The organism is Streptomyces sp. NRRL F-2664 (assembly GCF_000719345.1).
GTDB lineage: Bacteria > Actinomycetota > Actinomycetes > Streptomycetales > Streptomycetaceae > Streptomyces.
In genome coordinates, this window is record NZ_JOFX01000012.1 from 18,688 (window position 1) to 45,399 (window position 26,712).

A 26,712-nucleotide genomic window follows, 5' to 3' on the forward strand; every position below is an offset into this window, starting at 1 on the left:
GGCGGCTCGGGCCGGACGGCCGTCAGTCGACGCGGATCGGGAGCCGCCAGACCCCGGTGAACTCCGGGGAGCTGAGGAAGGTCGGCCTGTCGTCCGGGTCCACGCGCAGCTTCGGGAAGCGGTCGAAGAGGATGTTCATGGCCACGCGGCCCTCCAGCCGCGCGAGGGGTGCGCCGAGGCAGAAGTGGATGCCCCGGCCGAAGCCGATCTGCGGGTTGGGGGTGCGGGCCGGGTCGAAGACGTCCGGGTCCTCGAAGACCCGGGCGTCGCGGTTGGCGGCCGAGAACCAGACCTCCAGCACGTCGCCCTCGGGGATCCGCACCCCGCCGATCTCCACGTCGCGCGTGGTGACCCGGTAGCCGGCGGCCAGCGGGCTGAGGTAGCGCAGGGACTCCTCCAGCAGGGTCGGCACCAGCGACCGGTCGGCGCGGACCCGTGCGTCGACGTCGGGGAAGGCGTCCAGGCACAGGATGGTGTTGCCGAGCAGCATGGTGGTGGTGATGTGGCCGGCCGAGATCAGCAGGTTGGCGAAGTTGACGATCTGCCGGTCGGTGAGCCGTTCGCCGTCGACCTCCGCCTCGACGAGCCGGGACAGCAGGTCGTCCCGGGGCTCGGCGCGCCGCTGCGTGACCAGTTCGAGGATGTAGAAGCCCATGGCCATGGCCGCCTCGGCCTGGGTGTCGAGGGACTCCTCCTGCGCCTTGTCGCCCTGGTGGGTGGTGAGCTGGGTGCTCGCCATGAGCGACTGGTCGGCCCATTCCTTGAGGAGTTCGCGGTCCTCGCGGGGGATGCCCAGCATGTCGCAGATGACGATCACGGGCAGCGGGTAGGCCAGGGCCTCCGCCAGGTCGAAGGTGTCGCCCTCGATCCGGTCGAGCAGTTCGTGGGTGAGGGCGGCGATGCGCGATTCGAGCTCGGCGACCATCTTCAGGGTGAAGGTGCGTCCGACCAGCTTGCGGAGTTTCTGGTGCTCGGGCGGGTCGGCCTGGGTGAGGTTGCCGTCGAAGGCGACGGCGGCCTGTTCGGGGCTGACGTAGCGGGCGGCGACCTCCGAGGAGTACGTCGCCGGGTCGCTGAGGATCTCCAGGGTCTCCGGGTAGCCGTAGACGTGCCACATCCCGACCCCGGGGTCGTACTCGACCGGCTTCTCCGGCCGGATGCCGCGCAGCCAGAAGTGCCGTGGGTGCATCTCCCACTTGGCGAGGGGGGTGCTCGTGGTGGTCATCGGGGGTCTCCTTCGGTGGCCCGGCCGGGGGCCTCGGGGCGGCGCCTCATCGGACGAGGAGCGGGAGCTCCGAGGTCGAGATGACGTGGGGCAGCGGCAGGAAGGACGGCGGGTTGTCCGGGTCCGTCCGCATCTTCGGGAAGCGGTCCAGCAGGATGTCGGTGGCGATCCGGCCTTCCATCCGGGCCAGCGGCGCGCCGAGGCAGAAGTGGATGCCCCGGCCGAAGCCGATGTGCGGGTTGGGGTCGCGGTGGGGGTCGAAGACGTGCGGGCGGGCGAACACGCGCTCGTCCCGGTTGGCCGCCGAGAGCGAGATCGCCACGAGCTGGCCCGGGTGGACCGGGACGCCGGCCAGCTCGCCCTCGGCGACGCACGCCTTGTACGCGGTGGCGATGGGGCTGAGGTAGCGCAGGGACTCCTCGATCAGGCCGGGGGTGAGGTCCGGGTTCCCGCGTACGGCGGCCAGGTGCTCCGGGTGGGCGTCCAGGCACAGCAGGGTGTTGCCGAGGAGCGCGCTGGTGGTGGCGTGCCCGACGACGAGGAGCTCGTTGGCGAAGTTGACCACCGCGTTGTCGCTGAGCCGCTCGCCGTCGACCTCCGCCTCGACGAGCTTGGTCAGCAGGTCCTCGCGGGGCTTGGTGCGGCGCTCGGCGGCGTGTTCGCGCAGGTACTGGAACATCTCCGGGACCACGCGCATGGCGGCCTGGGCGTCGACGTCCTCGTCGAGGTCGCGTTCGCCCGAAGTGAGGGCGACCGCGCTGTGGGCCATCCGGTCCACCCACGTCTTGAACAGGTCGCGGTCGCTCTGCGGGACGCCGAGCAGCTCGGAGATCACGATGATCGGCATCGGATAGGCCAGGTCGTTCACCATCTCGATGCTGTCCTGGCCGTCCACGGCATCGAGCAGTTCGTGGGTGATCTCGACCATCCGCGGCTCCAGGGCCGCGACCATCCCGCGGGTGAACGCCTTGCTGATGATCTTGCGCAGTTTGGTGTGGTCCGGCGGGTCGGACTGGAGCAGGGTGCCGTCGCTGAACTCGGGGTCGATCTCCACGTCGCCCGCGATGAGTTCGGCGACGTCGCTGGAGAACGTCTTGGGGTCGCCGACGACCTCCAGCACCTCCTTGTACCCGTAGACGTCGACGATGCCGTAGTCGTTGACCTCGACCGGGTGCTCGGGCTGCCGGCCGCGCAGCCAGAAGAACTCCGGATTGATGCCCAGGCGGTCGACGAAGGCCGCCGCCTCCCGCTCCTGCGCGCCGGCTGGTGTCCCGGTCATGGTCAGTTCCCCCCGAGGTGCTGGTTGATGATGCGGGCGATCTCGGCCGCGGGCTGGGCCTTCGGCATGCCCATGTGCGTGGCGTCGATGTCGTACTCGTGGACCGTGCCGCCGATGTGCGGGGCCCAGAGGGCGGCGTAGGACTCGTCCGGGTTCTGGGTGGCGTTGAAGAAGACCGCGTCGCCGTCGTAGACGGGCGAGTCCCACTCCAGGAGCATCTCGGCGTGCGACTTGAAGAGGTGGCTGCCGTTCTCCACCAGCGCCTCGCGGTCCTCGTCCACGCCGGAGCCGATGAAGAACTCCTTGAAGAACTCCCGGACCTCCGGCATGTTCACCGGGTCCTCGATGTGCCGGAACCAGCCGCTGGGCGGGCTGTCCATGAGGGCCAGCAGCGCCACCTCGTGGCCGCGCCGCTCCAGTTCGGCGGCGAGGGCGTGGGCGTAGGTGCCGCCCGTGGAGTGGCCCACCAGGTGGTAGGGGCCCTCCGGCTGGACCGCGAGGATCTGCTCCAGGTAGTCGTCGAGCATCACCTGCGTGGACTCGGCCCGTCCCGTGCCGTCGAAGCCGCGGCCCTGGATGCCGTACACCGGCCGGTCCCCGAGGAGCTGGGCGAGGCCCACGTAGGACCAGCACAGTCCGACGCCCGGGTGGACGAACCACAGGGGAGCCCCGGACCCCTCGGTCCGCATCGGCAGGACCACCGCGAAGGGGTCCGCGAAGACGGGCGCCTGGGCCGTCTTGACCTGGGACTGCAGGTACTCGGCCAGTTTCGCCACCGTGGTCGCCCCGAACATCACACGGATGGGGACCTTGGCCCCGAGGACGGCGCGGATGCGGCTGATGAGCTTGGTCAGGCGCAGCGAGTGGCCGCCCAGGTCGAAGAAGTCGTCGTCGATGCCGACCCGCTCCAGTTCGAGCGCCTCGGCGAACAGCTTCGCCAGGGTGGTCTCCAGGGGGTTGCGCGGGGCGCGGTAGTCGACTCCTCCGGTGTATTCCGGGTCCGGCAGGGCGTCCCGGTCGAGCTTGCCGTTCGGGGTGAGCGGCAGCTGCTCCAGGGTGACGAAGGCGGACGGGACCATGTACTCCGGCATGCGGCTGGTGAGGTGCTTGCGCAGGTCCTCGGCCACCACGTTCTCGCCGGGTGCGGGGATGACGTAGGCGACGAGCTGCTTGTCGCCGGCCAGGTTGTCGCGGGCGGTCACGACGCCGTGGTCCACCGCCGGGTGGGCCGCGAGGGCCGCCTCGATCTCGCCGAGTTCGATGCGGTAGCCGCGCACCTTGATCTGGCTGTCGGTGCGGCCGCGGAAGACGAGTTCGCCGTCGTGGGTCCACTCGACCAGGTCGCCGGTGCGGTACATGCGCTCGCCGGACTCCCCGAAGGGGCAGGCCACGAAGCGCTGGGCGGTGAGGTCCGGCCGGCCGACGTAGCCCCGGGTCAGTCCCGCGCCGGCGATGTACAGCTCGCCGGGCACGCCCGGAAGGACCGGCCGCAGCGCGGAGTCCAGGACGTAGACGCGGGTGTTGCGGATGGGGCGGCCGATCGTGACGGCGGAGCCGGCGGTGAGCTCGCCCGCCGTCGCACCGATGGTGGTCTCCGTCGGTCCGTAGCCGTTGAACATCCGCCGTCCGGCCGACCAGGTGGCGACCAGTTCCGGCGAGGCGGCCTCGCCGGCCACCATCAGCGCCTCGACGGTGGACAGCGAGCCGGCCGGCATGGCGGCGAGGACCGTGGGCGTCAGGATCGCGTGCGTCACCCGGAACGCGTCGGCGGTCTCGGCGAGCGGCGCCCCGGGGGCGAGCCGGTCCGGGTCCGCCATGACCAGGGTTCCGCCGGCGAAGAGGGACATGCACATCTCGCCGACGGAGATGTCGAAGCTCGGCGAGGCGAACTGCAGGACCCGGCTGCGGGCGGTGATGCCCAGCAGCCCGGTCACCTCGGCGACCATGTTGGCGAAACCGGTGTGGGTGACGGCCACGCCCTTGGGGCGGCCGGTGGACCCGGAGGTGTAGATGACGTACGCGGTGTTGGCGACCGCGAGCGGGCCGAGCCGCTGCGCGTCGGTCAGCGGTCGGCCGTCCACGCCGTCGAGGACCTCCTCGAACTCCGGCGCGTCCAGGGTCAGCAGCTCCGACGGCAGGTCGGGCAGCCGGTCGGACGTCGCCCGGTCCACGAGGATCAGTCCGGTCCCGGAGTCCTCGACCATGTACGTGAGCCGGTCGGCCGGGTAGGCCGGGTCGAGCGGCAGGTAGGCGCCGCCCGCCTTCATCACGGCGAGGACCGCCACCGGCCACTGCGGCGAGCGCCGCAGGGCCACGCCGACGACCGTCTCCGGTCCGACCCCGCGCTCGACGAGGACCCGCGCCAGCCGGTCGGCCTGCGCGTCCAGTTCTCCGTAGGTCACCTTCCGGTCCTCGAAGAGGACCGCGGTCCCGTCCGGTGCCTCGGCGGCCTTCCGCTCGAACAGGGCGGGCAGGGTGAGCGCGGGCTCCTGGGTGCGCGTCCGGTTGAAGTCGAGCAGCAGCCGCTCGCGTTCGGCCTCGTGCAGTACGTCCAGCGCACCCACCGGGATCTCCGGGTCGGCGATGAGCTGCCGCAGGATGTGCAGCACCCGCTCGGCGATCCGCTCCACCGTCCCCGCGCCGATGGCCTGCCGCTGGTACTGGAGGATCATCCGCAGGTGGGGTTCGGCGTCGGCGGCCAGGCCGACGAGGTAGGCGGCGCCCGCGGAGGGCCGGATCCCCGTGAAGGACACGCCCGCGGCGGTGTTGGCCGCGCCCAGTGCCTCCTTGTCGACGGGGAAGGACTGGAAGAGGACGATGGTGTTGAAGAGCTCCTTCAGGCCGGCCTCCCGCTGGATGCGGTGCAGCCCGAAGTGGTGGTGGTCCAGCAGGGCCGTCTGGCGCTCCTGGAGGTTCCTCAGGACCTGGCCGAGCGTGTCGCTCGGCGCGAACTCCGCCCGGATGGGCAGCGAGTTGACGAAGAGGCCCACCATCTGGTCGACGCCGGGCACCTCCGCGGGGCGGCCGGAGACGGTCGTTCCGAAGATGACGTCGCGCCGGCCGGTGAGCTGCCCGAGCATCAGCGCCCAGACGCCCTGGACCAGGGTGCCCATGGACACGCCCAGTTCGGCGGCGCGCTTCTTCAGAGCGCGGGCCTCCTCCAGCGGAAGCGGGACGTCGACCTGTCCGACGCGGGCGTCGTCTCCGCCGTCCGCGGGGGTCTCGGCGGCGAGCAGGGTGGGCTCGGCGACGCCCTCCATCTCCTTGGCCCAGGCCGCCGCGGCGGCCTTGTCGTCCCGGCGGGACAGCCAGCGCAGGAACTCCCGGTACTCGGGCACCCGCGGCTGCCCGGAGGCGTCGCCTTCGGAGGCGTACAGGTACGCGAGGTCCCGTACGAGGAGGGGGAAGGACCAGCCGTCGAAGAGGGCGTGGTGGACGGTCAGCACCAGCTCGGAGGTCTCCTCGGCGAGCCGGACCAGCGAGGCCCGCAGCATCGGCGGCCTGGCCGGGTCGAACTGCGCGTAGTGGTCCTCGGCGAGGATCCGCTCCAGTGCCTGCTCACGGGCCGTGTCGTCGAGGTCGCGCAGGTCGGCGACCCGCCAGGGCAGTTCGACCCGGTCGAGGACCAGCTGGGTGAGGTCTCCGCCGGCGTCGGTGACGAAGGCGGTGCGCAGGTTGGCGTACCGGTCCAGGAGGGCCTGGGCCGCGGTGTGCATGCGGTCCGCGTCGACCCGGCCCCGGACGTGGAAGGCCACCTGCACGATGTGCGGGTCGAAGGCGTCCTCCTCCAGGCGCATGGTCTCGAAGAGCAGACCGAACTGGAGCGCGGTCAGCGGCCAGACGTCGGCCAGGCCCGGGTACTGCTCCTCCCAGCCCTCGATCTCGCTCTGGGTGAGCCGGACGAGCGGGACGTCGGAAGGGGTCAGGCCGCCCGCGCCGGGGGTGGTGGCGTGGTGGGCGAAGCCCTCCAGGGCGCGCACCCACAGGTCGGCCAGGTCCCGCACCGCGGCCCGGTCGAGGACGCCCGCCGGGTAGGAGACGCGGGCGTTGAAACGGGGGCCGTCGGCGGTGTCGGTGACGTAGGCGCTGATCTCGACGGTGGCCAGCGCGGGCATGTCGGCGTCCAGGTCGGCGGCGAGGCCGAGGGCGTCGGCGGCCAGGGTCCAGCCGGAGCCCTGCTGCCCGGCGACCGGGGTGCCGGCGGCGACCCGCCCCAGGTAGTTGAAGGAGATCTGCGGGGTGGGGCGCCAGTCGAGCTCGGCGGCGGTGGACGGGTTCAGGTGGCGCAGCAGGCCGAAGCCGACGCCCTTGTCGGGGACGGCCAGGAGCTGTTCCTTGACGGCCTTCAGGACGCCGCCCGCGGCGGCGCCGCCGGCGATCGCCTCCGGCACGTCGTGTCCGGCGAGGTCGAGCCGTACGGGGAACATGCTGGTGAACCAGCCGACCGTGCGGGAGAGGTCGGCGCCGGGCACGACCTGCTCCTCGCGGCCGTGGCCCTCCAGCCGGATCAGCGTCGAGGAGGCCTCGACGCCGCGGTCGGCGCGCCACTGGGTCACGGCGAGGGCGAGCGCGGCCAGCAGGCCGTCGTTGACGCCGCCGTGGAAGGCGGTGGGCAGGGTCGTCAGGAGCGCCTCGGTGACCTGCTCCGGCAGCTCCAGGGACAGGGCCTCCACGGTCGACATGACGTCCACCGCCGGGTCCAGCGGCCGGGCGCCGAGGGCCGGGTCGTCGCAGTCGAGCAGCTCGGACCACTGGGCGAGTTCGGCGATGCGGTCGGGGTCGGACGCCTCGTCGAGGAGTGCGTGCGCCCAGCGCCGGGCGGAGGTGCCGACCGGCGGCAGGACCGGGGTGGAGCCGGCCTCGATCTGCTCCCAGGCCGTGGCGAGGTCCGGCAGGAGGATGCGCCAGGACACGCCGTCGACGACGAGGTGGTGCAGGACCACCAGCAGCCGGCCGGCGCCTTCCTCGGGCGCGAACCACACGAACTGGGCCATGGTGCCGGCGGCCGGGTCCAGCCGGCCGGTCGCGGCGTCCAGCTCGGCCCGGGCCGCCTCCAGCCAGGCCTCGTCCCAGGTGCCCGTGCAGGGCACCCGCCGGATCAGGGCGGCCGCGTCGACCGTGCCGGGAGCGGCGACGTCCAGGCTGCCTCCGGCGTCGAGGACGAGGCGGGAGCGCAGGACGTCGTGGTGGTCGAGGACCGCGTTCAGTACGGCCCTCAGCCCGTCCCCGTCGATGCCGTCGGGCAGTTCGAGCGCCGCGGACATCGAGAACCGGCCGAAGCCGCCGCCGACTTCGAGCATGTGCCGCGCGATGGGCGCGAGCGGCATGGGGCCGGTGCCGCCGCCCTCCAGTTCCGCGAGGGCCGGGCCGAGGTCCTGGGCGCCCGCGGCGGCGGCCAGCTCGGCGACCGTCCGCAGCTCGAAGATCTGCCGCGGGTTGACGACGACGCCCTGGGCCTTGGCCCGGGAGACGATCTGGATGGAGCGGATGCTGTCGCCGCCGATGGCGAAGAAGTCGTCGTCGATGCCGACCCGCTCCAGGCCGAGGACCTCGGCGTAGACCGCGGCGAGCACCTCCTCGGCGCGGGTGCGCGGGGCCCGGTAGCTCTCGCCGGTGAAGTCCGGCTCGGGCAGGGCCGCGCGGTCCAGCTTGCCGTTGGGGGCCAGCGGCAGCCGGTCCAGCGGTACGAGCACCGCGGGGACCATGAACTCGGGCAGCCGGCCGGTGATGAAGCGGCGCAGCTCCCGCATGGACAGGCCGGAGGTCATGTCGGCCTCGAAGCGGCCCTGCGCGTCGACCTGGCCGCCGGAGTCCGGCGAGCCGACCACGTGGGCGACGAGGCGCTTGGAGCCGTCGGGGGCGCTCTGGGCGGTGACCACGGCGTGCTCGACGCCGGGGTGGGCGGTCAGGGCCGCCTCGATCTCTCCGGGCTCGATGCGGAACCCGCGGATCTTGAGCTGGGCGTCACCGCGGCCGACGTACTCCAGCTGCCCGTCGGCCCGCCGGCGGGCCAGGTCGCCGGTGCGGTACATCCGCGCGCCGGGTTCGCCGTACGGGTCGGCGACGAAGCGCTCGGCGGTCAGCGCGGCCCGGCCGTGGTAGCCGCGGGAGATGTTGCCGGCGACGTACAGCTCGCCGACGGCGCCCACGGGCACCGGCGCGAGGCCCGCGCCGAGGACGTACGCCCGCATGTTGCCCAGGGGCGCGCCGATGGGGGCGGTGTGCCCGGCGTCCCAGGCGCCGTCGGCCGGGAGCACGAAGGTGCTGGCGTAGAAGCTCTCGGTCTGCCCGTAGGCGTTGACCACCCGGACGCCCGGGACGGCCTCGCGGACCCGGGCGGCCAGGGAGGCGGGCAGCGCCTCGCCGGCGAACACCACGGCGTCCGCGGTGATCTTCCCGTCGACCTGGTCCAGGAGCTCGGCGAAGACGGAGGGAACGGTGCTGATGACGCCGCCGGTCCAGCCGCCGCGTTCGCCGATGACGAGGACGTCGCGGGCCAGTTCGACCGTGCCGCCCGCCGTCAGCGTGGTGAAGACCTCGAAGACGGACACGTCGAAGTTGACCGACGCGGCGGCGAGGGTACGGGTGCCGCAGTCGACGCCGATCGTGGCGGCCAGCCGCAGCAGGCCGTTGACGACGTTGGCGTGGGTGACGGTCACGCCCTTGGGCACGCCGGTGGAGCCGGAGGTGTACATCACGTACGCGGCGTTGCCGGGCCGTGCCGCCGCGGCCGCGGGCGGTTCGGCTGCCGGGTCGCCCGGGGCGCCGAGGGCGAGGTCGCCGAGGTACAGGCGGGTGGTCGCCGAATCCGGCAGGACGCCGGCGGTGGCCGCGTCGGTCAGGACCAGCGTGGGCCGGGCGTCGGCCAGGATGTGCTCCAGGCGCCGGCTCGGGTACTTCGGGTCGATCGGCAGGTAGGCGCCGCCGGCCTTCAGCACGCCCAGCAGGGCCGCGACCAGGTCCGCGGTGCGCGGCAGGGCGACGCCGACCACGCTCTCCGCGCCCACGCCGTGCCGGCGCAGGGCCCGGGCCAGCCGCTCGGCCCGCTCGTCCAGCTCGCGGTAGGTCAGCGACTCCTCGCCGCAGACCAGCGCGACCGCGTCGGGCCGCCGGGCGGCCTGGAGCTCGAACAGGGCGGGCACGGTGGCGTCGGGGGTCGGCTCCTGCGTGGCGTTGAAGCCGTGCAGCACGAGCTCGCGCTCGGCTCCGTCCACCAGCTCCACGGAGGCCACCCGCTGCTCGGGGGCGGCGGCCAGCAGGCCCACGACGCGTACGAAGCGGTCGGCGACGGCCTGGGCCGTCTCCCGGTCGAACAGGTCGGTGGCGTACTCCAGCAGGCCCACGACCCCCATGCCGGGCAGGTCGGCCATGTTGAAGAACAGGTCGAACTTGGCGGTCTCGGTGCGGACCCGCTCGAACTCCACCTTCAGCCCCGGCAGGGCGAAGTCCTTCCGGGCGAAGTTCTGCCAGGCGAACATCACCTGGAACAGCGGCGAGTAGGCCGTGGACCGCTCGGGGTTGAGGACCTCCACCAGCCGCTCGAAGGGGACGTCCTGGTTGTCGTAAGCGGCCAGGGACTTGGCCCGGACCCGCTCCAGCAGCTCCGTGAACGCCGGGTTGCCGGACAGGTCGACGCGCAGCACCCAGGTGTTGACGAAGAAGCCCACGAGTTCGGCGAGGGCCTCGTCGGTGCGGTTGGCGATCGGCGAGCCGATCGTCAGGTCGTCGCCGCCGCCGAGTCCGTGCAGCAGGACGGCCAGGGCGGCCTGGAGCACCATCGAGGAGGTGGCCCCGGACCGGCGGGCGAGGTCGTCGACCGCGGCCGCCACCTCGGGGGCGAGGGCGAACTCGACCGACCCGCCGCGGTGGGAGGCCTTGGCCGGGCGCGGGCGGTCGGAGGCGAGCTGCAGCGGCTGCGGTACGCCCGCGAGCTCCTGGCGCCAGTAGCCCACCTGCGCGGCGAGGGCGCTGGCCGGGTCCTCCTCGTCCCCGAGGACTTCACGCTGCCACAGCGTGTAGTCGACGTACTGGACGGGGAGTTCCGCCCACTGCGGGGCGGCGCCGTCCTTGCGGGCCGCGTAGGCGGTGGCGAGGTCGCGGGCCAGCGGGGCCATGGAGGAGCCGTCGCTGGCGATGTGGTGGATGAGCAGGACCAGGACGTGCTCCTGCTCCCCGAGGCGGAGCACGGGGGCGCGTACGGGGATCTCCGTGGCCAGGTCGAACAGGTACGCGGAGGCCTCGGCCATGGCATCGGCCAGGCCGCCGTCCGCCACCTCGACGAGCGGGACCTGCACCTGCGCCTCGTCGGCCGGCAGCACGACCTGCGCCGGCACGCCGTCGGCGTCCTCGACGACCAGGGTGCGCAGGCTCTCGTGGCGGGCCACGACGTCGCCCAGCGCCGCCCGGAGTGCCGCCAGATCCAGCTCGCCGGTCAGGCGGAGCGGGAAGGGGGCGTTGTAGGTGGCCGAGGGGCCCTCGAACCGGTCGATGAACCACAGGCGCCGCTGGGCGAACGACAGCGGTACACGGTCCGGGCGCTCGGCGGTGCGCCGCAGCGGGGCGCGGACCGGCGCGCCGGCCGAGAGGTGCTCCACCAGCTCGACGACGGTCGGCGCCTCGAAGACGACCTTGATGGGCAGTTCGACGCCGAGGGCCTGCCGGATCCGGCTGACGAGGCGGGTGGCGAGCAGGGAGTGGCCGCCCAGGGCGAAGAAGTCGTCGTCGATGCCGACCCGGTCCAGGCCCAGCACGGCGGCGAACAGGCCGCACAGGACCTCTTCCTGCGGGGTGCGCGGCGCCCGCCCGGTGGCCGCCGCCGCGAAGTCCGGCGCGGGCAGGGCCCGCTGGTCCAGCTTGCCGTTGGGGGTCAGCGGCACCTCGGCGATGGCGACGACGGAGGACGGCACCAGGTGGTCCGGCAGCCGGTCCTGGAGGTAGCCGCGCAGGGCGCCGACGAGCGTGCCGATCCGGCCGGCGGCGGCCGGCTCGTTGGCCAGGACCCGGTCGGCGCGGCCCGAGGGGGTGAAGCCGCCGGTGAAGACCTGGTCGGTGACGGGGCCGGCGGGGACGATCACCGCGTCGAAGCACTCGGCCGCGGCGGCCGACCAGGTGAGCAGGACGCCCCAGCCGCGCGCGGCGGCCCATTCCCGCAGGTCCTGCGGGTCGAGGACGGGGCCCGCAGTGGCGGGGGCCTCGATCACGCCGAGCGCGGTGGCGGACTCGACCTCGTCGGCGAGCCGGGCATTGGGGATGCGGGTGACGCGTACGGGCTGCTCGCCGTGGGCGCGGAGGAACTCCTCCAGGCCGAGGAAGTCCTCGACCTGGCGGCCCCAGCGCAGCGCCGGCACGTCCTGCAGGTCGGTGGCGGCCACCGGCGCCTTGTGCAGCAGGACCTCGTAGCGGTGGCGGGTCAGCTCGTTGTGCGGACGGCCGGCCTTCAGGCGGATGTCGACGCCGCCCGCTCCGTGCCGCTCGGCCCAGCGGGTGAACCACTCGGGGTCGAGGACGAGCTCCTTCTCCATCAGGATCGCGCGGGCCACGGCGGCGCGGCCGACCGGGGCGGAGGCCTCCGGGTGCAGTGCGCGCTGCACCCCGCTGCGGAAGAGCCGCAGGGTGGCGGCGTTGCGGACGTCGCCGACGAGGATCCGGCCGCCGGGGGCCAGCAGGTCCATCGCGCCGGCCAGGACCCGGTCCATGTACTCGGCGTCGGGGAAGTACTGCACGACCGAGTTGATGACGACGAGGTCGAAGTGCTCGCGCGGCAGCCCGCGGACGTCGTCGCCGTTCTGGTGGCGCAGGTGGACGCGGTCGCCGAAGCCGGTCTGCCCGACCTGCACGAGCAGCCGGTCGACGACGGCGGCCGACATGTCGGTCCCCCAGTACTCCTCCACCTGCCCGAGGGTCTGCGACATGAGCAGGCCGGTGCCGACGCCGATCTCCATCACGCGGCGCGGCGCCCAGTGGGTGATCTGCTCGACGGCGGCGTCGCGCCACACGGCCATCTCGTCGAGCGGGATGGGGGCTCCGCCGGTGTAGCTGGAGTTCCAGCCGGTGAAGTCCTCGCCCCAGGCGGCGTCGGAGACGGCGTACAGGTCGTCGTAGATCTCCTCCCACTCGTCGACCTGCTCCTTCGCACCGGAGGTGTCGGTGCCGTCGACGCGCGGGACGACGTACCCGACGAGGCGGCGTTCGCCGGCCCGGTCCTCGTTCCAGGTGACGACGGCCTGGGCGACGTCGGGGTGGGCGGCCAGGGCGGCCTCCACCTCGGCGGGTTCGATGCGGAAGCCGCGGATCTTGACCTGGCTGTCGGCGCGGCCCTGGAAGACGAGCTCGCCGTCCTGGGTCCAGGCCACGACGTCGCCGGTGCGGTACATGCGCTCGCCGGGGGCGCCGAAGGGGCAGGCCACGAACCGCTCGGAGGTCAGGGCGGGGCGGTGGGCGTAGCCGCGGGCCAGGCCCGCACCGGCGATGTACAGCTCGCCGGGGACGCCGGGGAGGGTGGGGCGCAGGCCCGCGTCGAGGACGTAGACCCGCATGTTGTCCATGGGGCGGCCGATCGGGATCGGCTCGCCGACCCGCTCCGGGTCGGGCATGGGGTGGCTGGTGGCGAAGGTGGTGGTCTCGGTCGGGCCGTAGCCGTCGACGACCTTCAGGCCGGGGCAGGCCCGCAGGGCGCGGGTCACCGAGGCCGGGGAGACGACGTCGCCGCCGGTCCACACCTCGGCCACGCCGGCGAAGCACTCCGGGTTCTCGTCGGCGACGACCTTGAACAGGCCGGCGGTCAGCCACAGGGCGGTGACCCGCTGCTCGGTGACGACGGCGGCCAGGGCCGCGGCGTCGAGCTTGCCGACGGGCGCCACGACGGCGGTGCCTCCGCCGAGCAGCGGGACCCACAGTTCGTAGGTGGAGGCGTCGAAGGACTGCGCGGAGTGGACGAGGACCCGCTGGTGGGCGCCGCCGCGGTAGCGGCGGTCCAGCGCCAGGCCGGCGACGGCCCGGTGGGTGACGCCGACTCCCTTGGGCAGACCCGTGGAGCCGGAGGTGTACATCACGTACGCGAGCTGGTCGACGCGCTCGTGGGCGGCGGCGGCCGGGGCCCGGCCGGAGGCCGCGTCGACGGCCGCGGCGGTGTCCGCGTCGTCCAGGACCAGGTACGGGCAGGGGCCGTCGGGCAGCCCGGCGGCGATCTCGGAGTCCGTCAGGAGCAGCGCCGGGGCGGCGTCGGCCAGCATGAAGCCGATGCGCTCGGCCGGGTAGTCGGGGTCCACCGGCAGGTAGGCGCCGCCTGCCTTGAGGACGGCCAGCAGGGCGACGACCAGCTCGGGCGAGCGGGGCAGGGCGACGCCCACGACCGACTCCTGTCCGACGCCGCGGGCGGCCAGGACACGGGCCAGCCGGTTCGCGCGGGTGTCCAGCTCACGGTAGGTCAGGGTACGGCTGCCCGAGGCGACGGCGATGGCGTCCGGCCCGGCGGCGGCCCGCTCCTCGAACAGCGCGGGGACGGTGCTGCCGGGCACGGCGGTGGCGGTGTCGTTGAACTCGTCCAGGACGCGGGCGCGCTCCGCGGGCTCCAGGACGTGCACCGAGCCGACGCGGGCGTCGGGGTCCGCCACGAGGTCCTGGAGGATCCGCGCGAAGCGGGCGGCGATGCCCTCGACGGCGGCCGGGTCGAAGAGGTGGTGCTGGTACTGGAGGGCGACGCGCAGGTGCGGGTCGGCGAAGGCCATCACGACCAGCGGGTAGTGGGCTCCGCTGAGCGGGCTGATGCCTGTGATCGATATGCCGGCGGCGGAGTTGGCCTCCTCGATGGCGACACCGTCGATCGGGTACGACTCGAAGCCGACGAGGGTGTCGAAGAGGACGTTGAGCCCCACCGAGCGGTGGATGTCCAGCAGCCCGTGGTGGTGGTGGTCGAGGAGGGCGCTCTGCCGGTCCTGCAGGTCCCGCAGGAGGCTGCCGAGGGTGGCGCCGGGGGTGCACTCCACCCGGACGGGCAGGGTGTTGATGAACAGGCCGACCATGGCGTCGACGCCGGGGACGACGGGCGGGCGGCCGGAGACGGTGGCGCCGAAGACGACGTCCCGGCGGCCGGTCAGTCCGGCGAGGACGAGCGCCCAGGTGCCCTGGACGAGGGTGTTGAGGGTGAGGCCCAGTTCGGCGGCGCGCCGGCCCAGTTCGCGGGCGTCGTCGGCGGACAGCGGGATGTCGATCTGCCCGATGCCGGCCGGGTCCGCCGCCGCTGCCGCGTCGGGCGCGATCAGGGTCGGCGACTCGACGCCGGCGAGCTCGGCGGCCCAGGCACGGGCGGAGGCCTCGTGGTCCTGGCCGGCCTGCCACACCAGGAAGTCGCGGTAGCCGGGCACCCGCGGCAGCGCGGAGGCGTCGCCCTCGGAGGCGTACAGCCGCAGCAGGTCCTGCATGAGGACGGGGATCGACCAGCCGTCGAAGAGGACGTGGTGGGCGGTGAGGACGAGTTCCCAGCGGTCGGCGGCCATCATGACCAGCGACATCCGCACGAGGGGGGCCCGGGAGAGGTCGAAGTGGGAGGCGTGGTCCTCGGCGAGGAACCGCTTCAGTGCCTCCTCGCGGCCCTCCGCGCCGAATCCGGAGAGGTCGAGGTACTGCCAGGGCAGCTCCACGCGGTCCCGTACCACCTGCACCCGGTCCCCCGCCGCGTCGTGGACGAAGGCGGTGCGGAGGTTGGCGTACCGGTCGAGGAGCGCCTGCCCGGCGGCCCGCAGGCGGGCCGGTTCGACCTCGCCGGCGAGGTGGAGGACGAGCTGCATCTGGTAGGCGTCGAAAGTGGACCCGGCGAGCTGGGCGTGGAAGAGCAGACCCGACTGCATGGTGGTCAGCGGCCACACGTCGGCGAGGCCGGGGTGGCTCTCCTCCCATGCTTCGAGCTCCGCCTGGCCCACCCGGACCAGCGGGACGTCCGAAGGGGTGAGGCCGCCCGCGCCGGGCGCGGCGGCGTGCCGGGCCAGGGCCTGCAGGGCGGTGCTCCACAGCTCGGCCAGCTCTTCGACGTCCTCCTTGGCGAGCAGGCCCGCGGGGAAGGCGAGGCGGGCGGTGAGCTGCGGTCCCTCGGCGGTGTCGGTGACGAGCGCGCCCACGTCCAGGGTGGAGAGGGCAGGCATCCGGCCGCCGGGCTGCGCGATCAGTTCGGTGGTGCCCTCGGCGAGGGTCCAGCCGAGCCCACGCAGGTGCTCGGGTACGTCGGAGGAGGAGAAGCGGCCGAGGTAGTTGAAGCCGATCTGGCCGGTGGGGTAGCGGCGCAGCACGTCGGCGGTCTGCGGGTTGAGGTGGCGCAGCAGGCCGTAGCCGAGGCCCTTGTCCGGGAGGGACAGCAGCTGCTCCTTGACGGCCTTGACCGCGGCGCCGGCGGCGGCGCCGCCGGCGAACGCGTCGTCGAGGTCGATGCCGGCGAGGTCGAGGCGGACGGGGAACATGGTGGTGAACCAGCCCACGGTGCGTGACAGGTCGGCGCCGGGGACGGCGTCCTCCTCGCGGCCGTGGCCCTCGACGCGGATCAGGGCGGAGGACTCCTCGACGCCGCGGGCCCGGCGCCAGCGGGCGACGGCCAGGGTCAGCGCGGCGAGCAGCCCGTCGTTGACGCCGCCGTGGAAGGCGGCCGGGAGGGTGGTCAGCAGGGTCTCGGTGACCGGCACGGGAAGCGTGAGCCAGGTGTGGTCCACCGTGGACATAACGTCGACGGCGGGGTCGAGGGCGCGGGTGCCGAGGAGAGGGTCGGGGCCGGCGACGACCGAGCGCCACAGGCCGAGTTCGGCGACGCGTTCGGGGGTGTGCGCCTCGTCGGCGAGGGCGTGCGCCCAGCGGCGGGCCGAGGTGCCCGTGGCGGGCAGCTCGGGGGTGCGGCCCGCGCGGACCTGCTCCCAGGCGGCCGCGAGGTCCGGCAGCAGGATGCGCCAGGACACGCCGTCGACCACGAAGTGGTGCAGGACCAGCAGCAGCCGGCCGGCGCCCTCCTGCGGGGCGAACCAGACGCACTGCGCCATGGTGCCGGCCGCGGCGTCCAGCCGTCCGGTGGCGGCGTCCAGTTCGGCGGTGGCCCGCTCGAACCACCGCTCGTCCCAGCGGCCGTCGCACTCGACGCGGTGGATCAGCGCGTCGGCGTCGATCGTGCCGGGCGCGCGGACCTCCAGGTGGGCGGTGCCGTCCTCCCCGGTGACCAGCCGTGAACGCAGCATGTCGTGCCGGTCGAGGACGGCGCCGAGGGTGGCGGCGAGCGCGGAGCGGTCGATGCCCTCGGGCAGCTCGACGGCCTGGGACATGGCGAAGCGGTCGGTGTCCGTGCCCAGTTCCAGCAGGTAGGCGCCGATCGGCAGCAGCGGCATCGAGCCGGTGCCGCCGCCGTCGAGTTCGGTGAGCCGGGGCGCGGCGTCGGCCGCGGCACCGAGGGTGGCGACCGCGGCCAGTTCGGCGACGGTGCGGTGGTCGAAGATCTGGCGGGGGCTGACCTCCACACCGCCGCTGCGGGCGCGGGAGACGACCTGGATGGAGCGGATGCTGTCGCCGCCGACGGCGAAGAAGTCGTCGTCGATGCCGACCCGGTCGAGGCCGAGGACCTCGGCGTAGACGGCGGCGAGGACCTCCTCGGTCCGGTCGCGCGGGGCGCGGTACTCGCCGCCGCTGAAGTCGGGCTCGGGCAGCGCCGCCAGGTCGAGCTTGCCGTTGGCGGTCAGCGGCAGCCTGCCGACCATGACGAACACGGAGGGGACCATGAACTCGGGCAGCCGGCCGGCGGCGAACCGCCGCAGCTCGCGCACCGACACGTTGGTGGTGAGGTCCACGTCGAGGTCGCCGAGGCTGGCGACGGTGCCGAAGCCGCCCTGGTCGGCGTCGAGCGGGACGACGTGGCACACCAGCTGCTTGCTGCCGCGGCCCTCGCGGACGGTGACCACGGCCTGGGCCACGCCGGGGTGGGCGGTCAGGACGGCCTCGATCTCGCCGGGCTCGATGCGGAAGCCGCGCACCTTCATCTGTGCGTCGTCGCGGCCCGCGTACTCCAGCTGCCCGGAGGTGTTGCGGCGGGCCAGGTCGCCGGTGCGGTACATGCGCGATCCGGGCGCACCGTAGGGGTCGGCGACGAACCGGTCGGCGGTCAGGGCGCTCCGGCCGAAGTAGCCGCGGCCGATCTCACCGGCGACGTACAGCTCGCCGACCACTCCCTCCGGGACGGGCAGCAGGCCGGGTCCGAGGACGTAGGTGCGGACGTTGCCGAGCGGGGAGCCGATGGGCGCGCTGCCGGCGCCGTCCCACTCCTCGTCGGCGGGCAGGGCGAAGGTGGTGGCGTAGAACGACTCGCTCTGTCCGTAGGCGTTGACCACGCGGATGCCGGGGACGGCTTCGCGGACGCGCCGCACCAGGGAGCCGGGGAGCGCCTCGCCCGCGAAGACCACGGTGTCGGCGCGGATGCCGTCGCCGCCCACCTGGCCGAGCAGTTCCGCGAAGACGGACGGCACGGTGCTGATCACGCCGCCGCTCCAGCCGCCGCGCTCGCCGATCACCAGGGCGTCACGCACCAGTTCGACGGTGCCGCCGGAGCAGAGGGTCGCGAAGATCTCGAAGACGGACACGTCGAAGTTGACCGAGGTGGCGGCCAGGACGCGGGTGCCGGTGCCGACGCCGATCGCCTGGGCCAGCCCGAGGACGTCGTTGACCACGGTGGCGTGGGTGATCGCGACGCCCTTGGGCGTGCCGGTGGAGCCGGACGTGTAGATGACGTAGGCCGTCTGGCCCGGCCGGACGGCGTCGGCGGCCCCCGCGTCGTGCGCGGCGGCGGGGCCGATGTCCGCGACGAACAGCTGCGGGACCTGCGTGCGCGGCAGGACGCCGGCGGTCTGCGGGTCGGTGAGGATCAGCGCGGGCGCGGCGTCGTCGAGGATGAAGTCGAGGCGGCGGCTCGGGTACCGGGGGTCGATGGGCAGGTAGGCGCCGCCGGCCTTGAGCACGCCGAGCAGGCCCGCCACCAGGTCCGCGGTGCGCGGCAGGGCGACGCCGACGAGGGTCTCGGCGCCCACGCCGCGCGCGGCGAGCTCCCGGGCGATCCGGTCGGCCCGCTCGTCGAGTTCGCGGTAGGTGAGGGTCTCCTCGCCGGCCTCCAGCGCGACCGCCTCGGGGGTGGCCGCGGCCTGCCGTGCGAAGAGCTCGCCCACCGACACCGGCGGACGCTCGACGGCGGTGTCGGCGGGCCCGCCGATCACGGCGTCCAGCTCCGCCCGGTCCAGTACGGCGGCCAGCGCCACCGGGCGGTCCGGGCGGGCGACGACCTCCCGGATCACGCGGAGGTAGCGGTCCACGACGGACTGGGCCGTGGAGCGGTCGAACAGGTCGGTGGCGTACTCCAGGTAGCAGAGCATGCCCGGGCCCTCGGGGTCCGAGAAGTAGTTGAACTCCAGGTCGAACTTGGCGGTCGAGGTGGCGAGCACCTCGAAGCGCGCCCGTTCCAGGCCCGGCAGTTCCAGGTCGATCCAGGCGTCGTTCTCCCAGGTGAACATGACCTGGAAGAGCGGGTGGTAGGCGGTGGACCGCTCCGGGTTGAGGACCTCCACGAGGCGCTCGAAGGGGGCGTCCTGGTTGTCGTAGGCCGTCAGCGCCTTCTGGCGCACCTGTTCCAGCACCCGGTCGAAGGTGGGGGTGCCGGAGAGGTCCGTGCGCAGCACCCAGGTGTTGACGAAGAAGCCGACGAGATCGGCGAGTTCGTCGTCGGTGCGGCCGGCGACGGTGGAGCCGATGGCGATGTCGTGGCCGGCGCCCAGGTGCTGGAGCGCCACGGCGAGGGCGGCCTGGAGCACCATGGGGACGGTCATGTCGCGCTCGCGGCCGAGGGCTTCCACGGCGGCGAGCAGGTCGGCGTCGATGGGGAAGCCGACCGTGTCACCGCGGTGGCCGGCCACCGGCGGGCGGGGACGGTCCGTGGACAGGCGCAGCGGCGTCGGTACGCCCTGGAGCTCGTCCTTCCAGTAGGCGACCTGGGTGGAGATCACGCTGTCGGGGTCGTTCTCGTCGCCGAGCAGCTCGCGCTGCCACAGCGTGTAGTCGACGTACTGCACCGGCAGGGCGGGCCACTGCGGGGCCTCGCCGCGCAGGCGGGCGGTGTAGGCGGCGGCCAGGTCGCGGGAGAGCGGCTCCATGGACTCGCCGTCGCTGGCGATGTGGTGGACCAGCAGGAGCAGGACGTGCTCGCGTTCGCCGGAGCGGATCAGGGTGGCGCGTACGGGTATCTCCGCCGACAGGTCGAAGGCGTACCCGGCGGCCCGGCGGACGGCCTCGTCGACCCCGTCGGGGGCGACCTCCACGAGGGGTACGTCGAGCAGCGCGCCGTCCACCGGCAGCACCTGCTGGGAGGGCACGCCCTGCTCGTCGACGACGATGAGCGTACGGAGGCTCTCGTGCCGGGCCACGACATCGCGCACCGCCGACTGCAGGGCAGTCCGGTCGAGCTCGCCCGTCAACCGCACGAGGAAGGGGACGTTGTACGTGGCCGACGGCCCCTCGAACCGGTCGATGAACCACAACCGACGCTGTGCGAACGACAACGGGATCATTTTACTGTCCACTCCTGTCCATCTTGCGCAGTCGAGGCCGGCTCGACGTGCCTGCGTTCTTGACCGTGCGCGAAAGTTCTGAGATTGCGTGGGACTCGAAGACCGACCGCAGGGGCACGCTCACTCCGAGCACCTTGCGGATGCGGCTGGTGAGCCGCGTCGCCAGCAGGGAGTTGCCGCCGAGTGCGAAGAAGTCGTCGTTCATGCCGACCCGTTCGACGCCGAGCACCTCCGCCAGCAGCTCGCAGAGGGCCGCCTCCTGCGGTGTGCGCGGCGCCCGGTAGGGGCGGGCGGGTGGTTCCGGCTCGGGCAGGGCCGCCCGGTCGACGGCGCCGTCGGGGGTCAGCGGCAGCCGGTCCAGGGTGACGAGGACCGCCGGGACCAGGGCCGGGGGCAGCTCGCGCGCCACGTGGGCCCGCACCTGGTCGGCGTGGGCCGCGGGGTCGGGCACGTCGTGGCCGTCGGGGGGCTCGACGTAGCCCACCGACTGGGAGGTCCCGCCCGGGCCGTGGCCCTCGCGGACGACGACGACGGCCCGCTGCACACCGGGGTGCCCGGTGAGGACGGCCTCGACCTCGGCCGGGGTGATCCGCGTGCCGCGGACGGCCGCCTCCGGACCGGTGCGGCCGAGGATCTCCAGCCGGTCGTCGGCGGTCCGGCGGACCAGGTCGCCGGTGCGGAACATCCGCGATCCGGGCGGCCCGTAGGGGTCGGCGACGAACCGCCGGGACGTCAGGGCCGGGCGGCCGCGGTAGCCCCGGGCCGGTGCCTCACCGCCGAGGTACAGCTCCCCGACGGCGCCGTGCGGTACGGGGGTCAGGCCCGCGCCGAGGACGTAGGCGCGCACGCCGGCCAGCGGTGTGCCGGCGGGGACGGTGCCGGTCCCGGGCGGCTGTTCGCCGTCGGACGGTGCGTACGCCGTGGCGGGGCCGGTCTCGGGGTGCCCGTGGAGGTTGACCAGGCGGGCGCCGGGGGCCGATGCGGCCGCCCGCGCGGCCAGGGCGGCCGGGAGCGGTTCGCCCGAGAACACGAGGGTGTCCGCGCGGATGTCGTCGGCCGCCTCGTCGAGGAGGTCGGCGCACGCGGAGGGGCTGAGGGCGAGCACCCCGCCCGCGGCCGCCGCGCCGGCCCGGAGCACTTCGATGCCGCCTCCCGCGCACAGCGCGGCGACGATCTCCGGGACGGGCGGTTCGCCGTCCGCCGTCGTGGCGAGGAGCAGGGGCCGCCCCGCCGCGCAGCCGAGCCGCGCGAGCAGCCCGGCCACCCGGCCGGCCAGGTCGCCGTGGGTGCTCTCCACGCCCGTCGGCCCGCCCGAGCTCCCGCAGGCGTACGAGAGGTGCGCGAGCGTACCGGCCTGCGGGAGGGCGGCGGCCTGGACGGGTCCGTCCCCCGGCACCGCTTCCTCGGGCGTGACGACGGGGACGCCGGTGTCCGAGAGGGCGGCCGCCGTGTCGGCGTCGGCGAGCAGCAGCAGCGGCCGCGCGTCGGCGAGGATCCGCGCGAGGCGGCCGGCCGGGTGCCGGGGGTCCAGGGGCAGGACGGCGGCCCCGGACTTCAGGACGCCGAGCAGCGCGACGACCAGCTCGGCGGACCGGGGAAGGGCCACGGCGACCGGCGTCTCGGGGCGGGCGCCGCGCTCGGCCAGGGCCCGCGCGAGCCGGTCGGCCCGCTCGTCGAGCTCGCGGTAGGTCAGGGACCGCCCGCCGTCGGCCACCGCCACGGCGTCGGGGGTGGCGGCGGCGCGCCGCGCGAAGAGCGCGGGGACGGTGTCCGTGCCCGCCCGGGGGTCCGTGCCGGCTCCGGCTGCCGCGGTGGTGGCGCAGCCGTGCAGGAGCCGGTCGCGCTCGGCCGGCTGGAGCACCTCCACGGTGCCGACCCGGCGGGAGGGGTCCTCGGCCACCTGGCGCAGGACCGTCCCGAAGCGGGCGGCGAGGGTCTCGGCGGCGGCCGGGTCCAGCACCGTGCGCGGGTACTGCACCGCCAGGCGCAGCCGGTCAGGTTCGATGAAGGCGAGCACCGTCACGGGGTAGTGGCTGGCGGTGAAGGAGCGGATGCCGGTGATCGAGATCCCGGCGAGCCGGCTGGCTTCGACGATGCCGGCCCGGTCCATCGGGAAGGACTCGAAGCCGATGATGGTGTCGAAGAGGGCGTCGACGCCGGCGGCCTGCTGGATCTCGCCGAGGCCGACGTGGTGGTGGTCCATCAGTGCGGCCTGCCGGCCCTGGAGCGAGGTGAGCAGCTCGGCGACGGTGTCGGCGGGCGCGCACCGCACCCGTACCGGGAGGGTGTTGAGGAACATGCCGACCGTGGAGTCCACGCCCGGCAGGGCGGGCGGCCGGCCGGCGACCGTGGAGGCGAAGACGACGTCCTGCCGGCCGGTGAGCTGGGCCAGCAGCATCGCCCAGGCGCCCTGGACCACCGTGTTCAGGGTGACGCCAAGGGCCGCGGCCCGCCGCTGGAGGTCGCGGGAGGTGTCCGCGGGCAGCGGCACCTCCGCCTGCCGCATGGCGATGTCGTGCGCCGGCTGCGCGGACCCGCCGGTGGCCGTCTGCGGTGCGGGGAGCAGCGGGGCGAGCAGGGTCGGTTCCCCCACGCCGCGCAGTTCCTCGCGCCAGACCCGTGCGGACTCCTCGCGGTCCTGGCGGGCGAGCCAGGCGAGGAAGTCGCGGTGGGTGCGGGCCGGCTCCAGCCCGGTGGCCCGGCCGTCCGCCCCGTAGAGGGTGAGCAGGTCCTGCATGAGCAGGGGCACCGACCAGCCGTCGAACAGCACGTGGTGGGCGGTCAGTACGAGCTCGTGGGTGCGGGCGCCGGTGCGCACGAGGCTCATCCGCAGCATCGGCGGGGCGGTCTGGTCGAAGGGCGTCGTCAGGTCCTGCGCGAGGAACCGTTCGAAGGCCTCCGTGCGCTCCGCCTCGTCCAGGGCCGACAGGTCGAGCTCCTGCCAGGGCAGGGTGGCGGCGGCGAGGACGAGTTGGACGAGGTCGCCGTAGGCGTTGTGCACGAAGGCGGTCCGCAGGCCCGCGTGCCGGTCCAGCAGCGCCTGCCCTGCGGCGCGCAGCCGGGCGGGGTCGACCTCCCCGGCCAGGTGGAGCGCGTACTGGACCTGGTAGGCGTCGAAGGAGGAGTCCTCGAAGACCGAGTGGAAGAGCAGGCCCGACTGGAGGGCGGTGGTGGGCCAGACGTCGACCAGGCCGGGGAAGCGCCGCTCCCAGCCGTCGATGTCGTGCTGGCTCGCCGTCACCAGCGGCAGGTCCGAGGGGGTCAGACCGCCGGCTCCGGGCGCGGCCGTGTACCGGGCGAGTGCTTCCAGGGCGGTGCGCCACAGGTCGGCGATCTCCCGTACCTCCGCCGGGGTGAGTACTCCCTCGGGGGCGCTGAACGCTGCGGTCAGCACGGGTCCGGCGGCCCGGTCCTCGACACTGGCATTGATGTCCAGCTCGGCGGAGGCCGGCATCCGCGGGTCCTGGGCGGCATCGAGCTCGGCCAGTTCGGGGATGGCCGCCGCCTCCGGGGCCCGGGTGAAGCCCGGTCCGCGCCGCTCTCCGGGCAGGTCGGCGGCCGGCGAGAACCGGCCCAGGTAGTTGAAGCCGACCTGGCCGACGGGGTGGTGCTCCAGGACCGCGGCCGTCTGCGGGTTCAGGTGGCGCAGCAGGCCGTAGCCGATGCCCTTGTCGGGGAGCGCCAGGAGCTGTTCCTTGACCTTCTTCACGGCCAGGCCGGCGGCCGGGCCGCCCGTGAGGGCCTCGTCGAGGTCCACTCCGGCGAGGTCGAGGCGCACGGGGAAGGCGGTCGTGAACCAGCCCAGGGTGCGGGCGAGGCTCGCGCCGGGCGCGGCGGCCTCCTCGCGGCCGTGCCCTTCGAGGCGGATCAGCGCCGACGTCCCGGCGTCATCGGCGGAGCGGCCGCGCCGCCACTGCGCGAGGGCCAGGGCGAGCGCTGCGAGCAGCCCGTCGTTGACACTGCCGCGGAACGCGGCGGGCAGGTCGGTCAGCAGGGCTTCGGTGGCGGGCACCGGGAGCTGTACGTGGGTGGTGTGCACGCGGGCCCGGACGTCGATGGCCGGATCCAGCCGGCGGGTACCGAGCAGCGGGTCGGGGCCCTCGACGACCGACCGCCACAGGTCGAGTTCGGCGACCCGGCCGGGGCGCCGGGCCTCGTCCGCGAGGGCGTGCGCCCAGCGGCGCATCGAGGTGGCGACGGGCGGCAGTGCGGGGGTGCCTCCGGCGCGGACCTGCTGCCAGGCGGTGGCGAGGTCGGGCATCAGGATGCGCCAGGACACGCCGTCCACGACGAGGTGGTGCAGGGCGAGCAGGAGTCGGCCCGGGCCGCGCTCGGGCGCGAACCACACGAACTGCGCCATCACGCCTGCGGCCGGGTCCAGCCGGTCGGCGGCCCGGTCGAGTTCGCCGAGGAGCAGGCCGCGCCAGGAATCGTCCTCCCAGCGGCCGTCGCAGGCGACGCGGTGCAGCAGCGGGGTCACGGCCACGGAACCGGGGGGCGCCACCCGCAGGCCGGGGCCGTCGGCGTCGCCGTCGCCCTCGGGCACGAGGCGGGCTCGCAGCAGGTCGTGGTGGTCGAGGACGGCCGTCAGGGTGGCGGCCAGGCCGGCGGCGTCGATGTCCTCGGGCAGCTCCAGCACCATCGCTTGGAGGAAGCGGTCGAAGCCGGGGCCCCAGTCGCGGATCCAGCGGGCCACGGGCAGCAGCGGCATCCAGCCGGTGCCGCCCCCGTCGAGTTCCTCCAGGACCGGTCCGGCGGCGTCGCCCCGGCCGCCCGCGACGGCGATCTCGGCGAGGCGCGCGACGGTGCGGTGCTCGGCGGCCTGGCGGGCGGTGACCACCAGGCCGCGGGCCCGCGCCCAGGAGACGACCTGGAGCGACTGGATGCTGTCGCCGCCGAGGGTGAAGAAGTCGTCGTCGATGCCGACCTGGCCGACGCCGAGGGCTTTCGCGTACAGCTCGGCGAGGACCTCTTCCTGCGGGGTGCGCGGTGCCCGGTAGGTCCCTCCCTTGAACTCGGGCTCCGGCAGGCGGGCCTTGTCGAGCTTGCCGTTCGGGGTCAGGGGCAGCCGGTCCAGCAGGACGAAGGCCGCGGGGACCATGTGGTCGGGCAGGTGGCGGCCGGCGTACGCGCGCAGTTCGCCGGCGCCGAAGCCGGAGTCGAGGGCGATGCTGCCGTAGGCGCTGCCCTGCGGGGCGTCGTGGCCGGGGCGGCCGGAGGCGGCGGGTACGACGTAGGCCACCAGCCGGCGGCCGCCGGACCGCTCGTACGGGAGGACGGCGGCGTCGGCGACGCCGGGGTGGGCGCTGAGGACGGCTTCGATCTCCAGGGGTTCGATCCGGATGCCGCGGATCTTGACCTGGGTGTCGGCGCGGCCGTGGAAGACCAGCGTGCCGTCGGCGGTCCGCTCCACGAGGTCGCCGGTGCGGTACATGCGCGCACCGGGCCCGCCGAAGGGGCAGGCCACGAAGCGCTGGGCGGACAGGTCGGGGCGGCCCAGGTAACCGCGGGCCAGGGAGGCGCCGGAGACGTACAGTTCGCCGATCACCCCGGTGTCCACGGGGCGCAGCGCGTCGTCGAGGACGTGGACCCGGGTGTCGGTGATGGGGCCCCCGATGGGGGGTGTGCGGCCGTCACCGGCGAGCGGGGCGCTCATGGTGGCGCACACGGTGGTCTCGGTGGGCCCGTACGCGTTGATCATGCGGCGGCCGGCCGACCAGGTGGCGACCAGCTCGGGCGTGGTGGCGTCCCCGGCGACCACCAGGGTCTCGACGCCGGCCAGTGCGCCGGCCGGGATCGCGGCGAGGACCGGGGGCGGCAGCGTCACGTGGGTCACGCCGTGCCGGGCGATGGTGGCGGCCAGCGGGTCGCCGGGGGCCAGTGCGTCCTTGTCCGCGAGGACGAAGGCGGCTCCTGAGAGCAGGCCCATGCACATCTCCCACACCGAGGCGTCGAAGCTCGGGGAGGCGAACTGCAGCACGCGGCTCGTGGGGCCCACCTTGAGCTGCTCGACATGGGTGGCGAGGAGTGGGGCCAGGCCGTGGTGGGTCACGGCGACGCCCTTGGGCCGGCCGGTGGAGCCGGAGGTGTAGATGACGTACGCGGTCTGGGCGGCACGCAGGGGGCGGACCCGGTCGGCGTCGGTGAGCGGGCCGGCTGCCTCGCGGGCGACCGCGGCGAGGGTCTCGGGGGTGTCCAGGAGCAGTACGGGGGCGGGCAGTTCGGGCAGTTCGCCGCCCGTCGGGGTGTCCGCCAGGACCAGGCGGGTCGCGGAGTCCTGTGCCATGTACCGCAGGCGTTCGGCCGGGTACGCGGCGTCCATCGGGAGGTAGGCGCCGCCCGCCTTGAGGACCGCGAGGACGGCCGTCCACAGGTCCGGCGACCGCCTGAGGGCCACGCCGACGACGGTTTCCGGGCCGACCCCGCGGGCCACCAGGAACCGGGCCAGGCGGTTGGCCCGTGCGTCGAGTTCGCGGTAGGTCAGCGACGTCCCCCCGAAGACGAGGGCGACGGCGTCCGGGGAGGCGACGACCTGCTTCTCGAACATGTCAGGAATCGTCGCCACCGGCACCGCCGCGTCATGGAACGAGCACAAAGCGACCATCCCCCAATGGTTGGACATGAAGACCGGATTCTCGTGG

Annotated in this window: 4 protein-coding genes; all 4 read right to left on the bottom strand. The window is 74.2% G+C overall.

What is annotated here, in order from left to right; genetic code table 11:
• Positions 1–22 precede the first annotated feature (22 nt).
• From IF89_RS0113620 to IF89_RS0113645, 4 genes are read right to left on the bottom strand one after another with little or no spacing between them, the layout of a single operon-like run.
• A complete protein-coding gene (locus IF89_RS0113620) occupies positions 23–1,225 on the bottom strand; it encodes a cytochrome P450 (protein WP_030766207.1) in 1,203 nt (400 codons plus the stop codon).
• A 46-nt stretch (positions 1,226–1,271) separates the two neighbouring features.
• Positions 1,272–2,504 carry a cytochrome P450 gene (locus IF89_RS0113625; protein ID WP_051807051.1) on the bottom strand — a complete coding sequence of 411 codons (1,233 nt, stop codon included), beginning with the start codon at positions 2,502–2,504 and terminating at the stop codon, positions 1,272–1,274.
• A gap of 2 nt (positions 2,505–2,506) precedes the next feature.
• Positions 2,507–20,062, bottom strand: a complete 17,556-nt coding sequence (locus IF89_RS44580) for a non-ribosomal peptide synthetase (RefSeq protein WP_158717863.1) — start codon at positions 20,060–20,062, stop codon at positions 2,507–2,509.
• 10 nt (positions 20,063–20,072) lie between these two features.
• On the bottom strand, positions 20,073–26,618 hold the full coding sequence (locus tag IF89_RS0113645) for a non-ribosomal peptide synthetase (protein WP_051807052.1): 6,546 nt from the start codon (positions 26,616–26,618) through the stop codon (positions 20,073–20,075).
• Positions 26,619–26,712: the final 94 nt, after the last annotated feature.

Bases quoted from the DNA above. Each gene is read 5' to 3' on its own strand.
- IF89_RS0113620 (WP_030766207.1), bottom strand. From the start codon at position 1,225: ATGACCACCACGAGCACCCCCCTCGCCAAGTGGGAGATGCACCCACGG.
- IF89_RS0113625 (WP_051807051.1), bottom strand. From the start codon at position 2,504: ATGACCGGGACACCAGCCGGCGCGCAGGAGCGGGAGGCGGCGGCCTTC.
- IF89_RS0113645 (WP_051807052.1), bottom strand. From the start codon at position 26,618: ATGTTCGAGAAGCAGGTCGTCGCCTCCCCGGACGCCGTCGCCCTCGTC.